This is a genomic window from Empedobacter sp. UBA7620, assembly GCF_002484185.1.
GTDB lineage: Bacteria > Bacteroidota > Bacteroidia > Flavobacteriales > Weeksellaceae > Empedobacter > Empedobacter falsenii_C.
This window is the reverse complement of sequence record NZ_DLJI01000033.1, coordinates 1-6,862: the sequence shown is the minus strand read 5'-3', so window position 1 is coordinate 6,862 and position 6,862 is coordinate 1. Positions and strand designations below refer to the sequence as shown.

Here is a 6,862-nt window from a genome sequence, read left to right as displayed (position 1 = left end):
TAGATATATTTTTTGTATTCTGTTTTATTATAGTGACAAATTTAGATGGCAGATACGCCAAAAGTCGTCGTAAGGAATTTTTTTTTAATTACTTTTCTTCCCTTATTTTGATAATACAAATAAACTACAGGAATGTGTCAAAACTTGTCGTAATGAAATTTAGTTTTTGAAATTATTTAAGAAAAAATAAAAACCGCTTCTCATGAGGCGGTTTTATTAATAATTACTTTAAAATTTTATATGTTGTATAATCTTTGATAGTCCTTAACTCATACATCTTATTTTTGTCCACATCTACCAGTCTGATATTAGCTAATGGAGCATTTTGACAATGAATAAAACTGATAAATTGGAAAGTATTAAAATTACCTTTTACGATAATATCAAAACCATTTTCTACTTCTAAAGAGCTATACCATTCCCAATCTTTAATTTTTTGATATTTATAAATAGATATATCAATATCAGTTAGAAATTCATCATTTGCATAATCATCACTATCTAATTGTTTTGTTTTCGTAACTATTCCTTGTGGTAATAAATTATTCCATTTTGAGTCTTCATCATTTAGTTTAATATTTTTTAAAATTGTTAGTACTGCATTCTTAAAATTGTCTAACACCTCTTTTGCATGTGGTATACTTCTAACATAAATAATTTGATAACCTTTTTGAGGTTTTTCTCCCTTTGTATTATATTTTATATTTACTAGTTCTGTCATTTTTTTATTTTTTAATAATTACTGCTTTATCATTAAATATTTTTTCAAAATCTTTTAAACTCATTGTATAGGAAGCCCCTTGATGTATAGGCAAAGGATCTCGTAAAAAAACTTTTCCATTTTCCACTTTCTCCAAAACCATAGCGTGCCCCTTAAATTCGTTTGTACCAACACTTACAATTGCTTTATCTTCAACGTCTAATTTCTCGAGTAATTTAGAAAATTTTATTTTTTCTTCATAAATTGCTACCACATCATCAAGATAACTATTATATAAAGCATCTGGAATATCTTTAATTCTTGCTCCATCTTTATTTGTATTCAATGCTTGTGCAAGATATTCTTCATTTTTTACAATATTTTTATCTTTCAAAACCATTTTAAGTGAAGTAGCTACACAAGTATAATCTTCACTTTGTCCAAAAACTTTGGTTTTGCTTACAAATTTTTGTAATTTAAATCCTGCATTTTCTGCAAATGTTTTAGTAGAATCACCTCCTCATTTTAAATACTTTCTACTATTAGGAATAAGGTCGTCAATTTTTTTACTAACATTATCCAACACCTCATCCAGGTGTTTACCTTCTCTATTTAACAAAAAACGTATCCATTCTATAAATCCTTTAAAACCGTTTTTACATGCCCTAGCAAAGGATTGGAGTAATTTAAGAAAAAATAAAAACCGCTTTTTACGAAGCGGTTTAGAAAATTTAGATTAAGAATTTATTTCATATTCTTCTCCTATTTGGTTTCCTTCATCATCAATTTCATTCCATTCAAATTGATAATATAATATTCCATGTTTTTTTAAACTTTGAACAATAGTATTTATAAAATTTTGAGCTCCATCAAATTTACCTAAAAACTCGGCGCTAAATAAGAATGCATTTTCATCTGACTCTGATATATATATGAATGTGTTTGAATCTTCATAATTAATTTCAGGCTGAATATCTGAAGCAAATCTATCTCTAATTTTATTACCATATATAGATTTCATTATAGCTTTCATTTTATCATATTCAATTTTTATATATCCTGCATAAACATATTTATTTTTCATAATTATTTAATTTTTAAATCTGGTTTTAATTCTAATTTTCCTCCTTTAGTTTGAATGGAAATATCTTCAATATTCAATTGTTTATATTTTTATAAAAAAAGCTGCCCGACTTTTTCGGACAGCCTCTTAAAAATTTTAAATTTAGACTAAGAATTTATTTCATATTCTTTTCCTATTTGATTTCCTTCCTTATCAATTTCGTTCCATTGAAATTGATAATATGAAATACCATTCTTTTTTAGATTATCAACAATTGTATTGATAAATTTTTGAGCTTCATCAAATGTCCCTAAAAATTCTGCACTGAATAAAAAGCCACCATTAAAATCATCATAAATATAAAGTTCTTTTCTGCTCTCTTTTAAAATAAATTCTACTTTTGATTTTTCAATGATATTTTTAAAGCTTCTATTTAACCATTTAGATATAATAGGATATGAGGATCTTATATATCCATTGTATTCAAATTTTTTCATAGTTATTTAATTTTTAAATCTGGTTTTAACTCTAATTTACCTCCTCTAGTTTGAATTGAAATATCATCAATTCTTAAATTATAAAATTTTTTATTTAGCTGTTCTATTATTTTTCGATGCCCAGCTTTTATTCTAGGTTTAGTCAATCCACTTATTTTCCTATTTTGCATGGCAAATGCAAAAGTTCTAGATACCGCATTTGTTTTATCATTTTTGAAAATATTCTCTGAAAGATTCATTAGCTCCTTGTCACTCATTTTAGAAATATCTACTATTTTACCATTTAATTTAATTTTACCTTCAAAAGCATTACGAAGTAAATTGTTAAAATTACTATCATCAATGAAAACAGCTAGATCTAAATCTTTTGGTTTTAATTTTCTTAAAGACGATCCTTGTATTCTAATATCGTTAGTTGATAAACCAATTGAACTTAGTTCACTTTTTAATATATCACAAAACTGTTCAAATTCTTTTAAATTTCTAAAACCAAAAGGATAACCTCTTTTTAATACGATATTAATGTAATTGTCCATCTGTTTTAGTAACTCTACTGATTTAATTTCTTTTATATTACCTGTTTTAACAAAACCTCTTAAATCTTCAAGACTCATATCTAATTGTAAAGCTTTTTTATAAATTGCTTCAAGATGTGTAGAATTATAAAATTTATTAATATTATCTTGTACTAACAGAGCTAAGATTTCAGTTTTAGAATAGTTTTTTAAACTTCTTCTTTCAACTTCATCTAACACCTCATCCAGATGTTTTCCTTCTCTATTTAACAAAGAACGTATCCATTCTATAAATCCTTTAAAACCGTTTTTGCATGCTCTTGCAAAGGATTGGATTAATTTACGGAAAAATGCTAATAAATCTGTAATACCAAAAGTAACAGTAGAAATAAATTCGCGTCCTAAGATTTTAAGAAATTGAATTAGTTTTTCTGATTTACTAACTGCCTGAGCAATATTACCAGAACCTCCAGTAAGAAGAGCCAATATAACCCCAACTATCACTTCAAATACAATATTTCCTGCGTAATAAGCGTATTGGTATCTCGAGATATTTCCTAATTTTTCAAAAAGACTTTTGATTAATGCTTCAAAATCCTTAAGTCTTAAGTTTTTTAAATCTTTAATAAGATCTATAAAACCATCCAAAAAAGCGGATGTTTCGGAGAATAAAAAATTAAGAACTTCCTCTAATGTTTCAATATTTTTTTGTTGTTCTAAATAATCATTATAACTTTTGATAGAAGCATCTAAACCAATGATAAAAGAAATAATCTGAAATAGAAATTCGAAAAGGCTGATTAATCCATTAATCAAACCACAAACAAAAGCATTAACAAGTTTCAGATATTCTCCTGCTATATCTGCTACAATAGTTACAGCAGATTTTATCATAGTATTGACTTTGGTTGTAAAACCTGTTAATTCTTCTATTACTTTTTTGAAACCTGATGGTAAATAATTCTCAACATTCAGCTTTTTTAATAAATTAAGATTCTTCTGTACAAGTTTTTCTAAAACAGAAATTCCGATTCCGATAGAAATAACTGTTGGAGAAGAAACTGCTTTTTCTACTAAATAGGGTTGATAATCATTTCTATCAGCTAAATAACGTTTTTCTGCTATTTTACTTTTTCCAATAAATTCTGCTATTTTAGCTACAGCTTCTGCCATACCATCGTTTATACTCCCGATTGCATTAAGTATAGAACCTGATTCGCTTTTTGACCAAGCATTTAGTTTGATTGCTTTATAAATATCAACTTCTGATAGTTGATTGTCTTGATGAACAGAATCTAAAACAAGCTTGGTATATTTAGCTTCTAACTCAATAGAGTCTACAATAATTGATTTTGTTCTATTGTCATACCAACTTCTGATTTTCTGCTTAGGAAATTGTGACATAAAATTTTGATAATATGTATTCCCTATATTTACAATGCAGTTTCGTCCACTAAAATTAAAATATTGGTTGTTCAATTTTTCATAATACAATTTGACATGATATGGATTAAAGCTTGATTTTTCTTTATCATAGGCTTCAAAAACCTTTGTACCAGTATCTTCTACTTGTACATGAGTTTCGTACGCATATCCGTGTACTTCCTTTGGTTTTTCATTTGGAGAATCTTCTTCTGTCGATTTTTTATTAGAGGAAGTTTTTTTTCCTGTATAGTTAAAAATAGAAATCGGAACATCTACTTTTATACTTTCACCTTCTTCTAGTCCAAATTCTTTGTAAAATGGACTTACTAATCGGTTAGAATTTTCATTAATTCTAATTTTCTCAAATGGGTCTTTTCCAAAAACTCCTTTTTCCAATTCTTCAAAAGAAATAAACTCGTTATTTTTGGCTAAAGACAATAAAATTTGCTGAGACTCCTCGTCCCAATCGTCGAGATCTCTTAAATAATCATTTGTCATAATTTGTGGTTTTTAATTATAAAAGAGCGCTCTTTCTTTTACAATACAAAGCTATACGGCGATTGTGCCAAAAGTTGTCGTAATGGAATTTTGATTTGAAACTTTATTCTTAATTAACTTTTGTGCCAATTGATGCAATACTTCTTTATTCTCATCAACATAGCTTAATCCTGCTTGAATCAATGCTTCAATGTTTTCTTTTCGGACATCATCCATCTCAGAAGATGCATTCTTAATTGATGGATTGATTCGATAATAATTCTGACGATTTCGCTTGCCTAACGTATTTATCATTTGAGACAATTGATAATCGACGGTTTCTGCATTTGCAGATAGTAAAATATCTATAAGTGGTTCTATCCATTTTAGCTTTCCTGCATTCTCAAATTTATTGTACGCATATTTTTTCAAAACAGTTCCAGTACCAATAGAAACGATTACCATATTTTTGATTGAAGGATAATTTGGTTTTTCTAGGTCTTGAAACAAATCTCCAAAAGGAATTTTTCGAGCTTCTGCATATGCACACAAAGCAGGATTATTTGCAAAAACTCCTCCATCAATCAACGTAAACAATTGGCCATACTTTGATTTGATTTGAGCTGGAGAAAAATAAGTTGGGGCAGCAGATGTTGCACGACAAATATCTTTTACCTGAAAATTGTTTGAATCTACATGCGCATTAAACGAATTAAATAATTTAGCTTTCCTATTTTCTAAATCATAAGCAGTAATTAACGATGGTTTTATTAAACTTTTCAATTCAAGGTTACCAAAGAAATCAGCTAAATGTTTTTCCAATTGTTCTTCAGAAATTTTTTCACTAAATAATCCAAACGGATTGATTAATCGTTGCCAAAATGAAACATTGAAAATATCATTTCCTTTTTCTGTGTATAAATCAAATGCTGTTTTAATCGAATAATTTGCTGTTCTTTGATCATTTGGATAAAGCAGAATAGAAGCTAATAAACCTCCAGTACTACTTCCTGCAATCAAATCAAAATAATCACCTATTTTGGCATATGGGTTATCTAATAATTGTATTTGCTCTTCGATATAACGGAGGATGATGCAAGGTATAATTCCTCGTATTCCTCCTCCGTCAATGGAGAGAATAGTAATTTTCTTTTTCATTTTTTTGTGTTTTTTTTGAATTGTTTAGAAAATAATGTAGCCCAATTTGTCCTGTTTCATTTTGATGAGGTCTCTCCAATTATTTACTTTTTGTTTTCCCTTAGAAGTCTGTAAAAACTCTTTTTCGAAATGACTTCCGTCTTTGAAATTTTTCCAATCTCCACCCCAAATCCATCCATATTTTTTGAAGATTGAAACACATTCCATCCAATCGGCTAAACCGTCATCGTCCCAATCGGTTTTCATATCCCAACTTGCCGTTTTTCCATCGATAATTAAACAGATATCAACTGCCAATCCATAATTGTGAATACTTTGTCCACCTTTAGCATTCGTTACTTTTAATCCTTTTTTTGTACGACCTTGCGCATAAAGATTATTTTGTTCTTCGAATGTTCGTAAAGCTTGTGTAATACGCACTTTAGCTCGTCCTGTTAATCGTTTATCTATTTCGTTGATAATTTGTGCCACTTCTTCTCTAACCAAAGGATGTAAAGTTGCAATGCGTTGTTGTGTTACTTTATCCATTTTATTGTGATTTTAGACAAAAGTAACAGCCGCTTGTGTCAAAAGTTGACGTAGTGGAAATGGATTTTTATTAAAAAGAAAAACCGCTCATTGAGCGGTTTTTAAAATTAACTGTTTTCTTCTACAAATTTTTTAAAATCATTTAGAAATGTTAAAATTTCTTCGTGCGTTAATTTTAATGTTATAATATCTGGATCATATTGTTTACCTCTTTGAGCTAGAACATCTATTAACAAAACGCCATTTTTATTCGAATAGAGGTTGACATCTTCATTGCCCCATGTATATTCTTCTCCTTTGGGTTTGGTTTTACTGTCTTCTATTCCATTTATAATTTTTTGAACTTTTTCTGAAGTCCAATCCCAACTACCAATATTATTAATTGTACTCTGTTCTGACTCTATTCCAAAAACCATTGTTCCGTCCCAATCATGTTTTTTAAAATTATATTTCATTTTAACTTTTTTTTATTATTATAATTGTAAATCGTCAGCAAAAA

7 protein-coding genes and 1 pseudogene are annotated in these 6,862 nt (G+C 28.2%); all 8 read right to left on the bottom strand.

Annotation, left to right across the window (positions count from 1 at the left end):
- Positions 1-223 precede the first annotated feature (223 nt).
- Positions 224-721, bottom strand: coding sequence for a hypothetical protein (locus B2217_RS08040; protein WP_291093904.1), 498 nt, complete (start codon positions 719-721; stop codon positions 224-226).
- A gap of 4 nt (positions 722-725) precedes the next feature.
- A pseudogene (locus tag B2217_RS08035) lies at positions 726-1,142 on the bottom strand (cysteine peptidase family C39 domain-containing protein); the annotation flags it as partial.
- A 294-nt stretch (positions 1,143-1,436) separates the two neighbouring features.
- A complete protein-coding gene (locus tag B2217_RS08030; RefSeq protein WP_291093902.1) occupies positions 1,437-1,784 on the bottom strand; it encodes a hypothetical protein in 348 nt (115 codons plus the stop codon).
- A 146-nt stretch (positions 1,785-1,930) separates the two neighbouring features.
- Positions 1,931-2,260 (bottom strand): hypothetical protein, encoded by a 330-nt coding sequence (locus B2217_RS08025; RefSeq protein WP_291093900.1) that lies wholly within the window; start codon positions 2,258-2,260, stop codon positions 1,931-1,933.
- Positions 2,261-2,262: 2 nt separating this feature from the next.
- Complete coding sequence (locus tag B2217_RS08020; protein WP_291093898.1) at positions 2,263-4,698, bottom strand: hypothetical protein; 2,436 nt, start codon at positions 4,696-4,698, stop codon at positions 2,263-2,265.
- A 51-nt stretch (positions 4,699-4,749) separates the two neighbouring features.
- Positions 4,750-5,835 carry a patatin-like phospholipase family protein gene (locus tag B2217_RS08015; protein WP_180906054.1) on the bottom strand — a complete coding sequence of 362 codons (1,086 nt, stop codon included), beginning with the start codon at positions 5,833-5,835 and terminating at the stop codon, positions 4,750-4,752.
- A gap of 24 nt (positions 5,836-5,859) precedes the next feature.
- Positions 5,860-6,363 (bottom strand): M15 family metallopeptidase, encoded by a 504-nt coding sequence (locus B2217_RS08010; RefSeq protein ID WP_180906055.1) that lies wholly within the window; start codon positions 6,361-6,363, stop codon positions 5,860-5,862.
- 107 nt (positions 6,364-6,470) lie between these two features.
- Positions 6,471-6,818, bottom strand: coding sequence for a hypothetical protein (locus B2217_RS08005; RefSeq protein WP_180906056.1), 348 nt, complete (start codon positions 6,816-6,818; stop codon positions 6,471-6,473).
- Positions 6,819-6,862 lie beyond the last annotated feature (44 nt).

Bases quoted from the DNA above. Each gene is read 5' to 3' on its own strand.
- B2217_RS08030 (WP_291093902.1), bottom strand. From the start codon at position 1,784: ATGAAAAATAAATATGTTTATGCAGGATATATAAAAATTGAATATGAT.
- B2217_RS08010 (WP_180906055.1), bottom strand. From the start codon at position 6,363: ATGGATAAAGTAACACAACAACGCATTGCAACTTTACATCCTTTGGTT.
- B2217_RS08005 (WP_180906056.1), bottom strand. From the start codon at position 6,818: ATGAAATATAATTTTAAAAAACATGATTGGGACGGAACAATGGTTTTT.
- B2217_RS08020 (WP_291093898.1), bottom strand. From the start codon at position 4,698: ATGACAAATGATTATTTAAGAGATCTCGACGATTGGGACGAGGAGTCT.
- B2217_RS08025 (WP_291093900.1), bottom strand. From the start codon at position 2,260: ATGAAAAAATTTGAATACAATGGATATATAAGATCCTCATATCCTATT.
- B2217_RS08015 (WP_180906054.1), bottom strand. From the start codon at position 5,835: ATGAAAAAGAAAATTACTATTCTCTCCATTGACGGAGGAGGAATACGA.
- B2217_RS08040 (WP_291093904.1), bottom strand. From the start codon at position 721: ATGACAGAACTAGTAAATATAAAATATAATACAAAGGGAGAAAAACCT.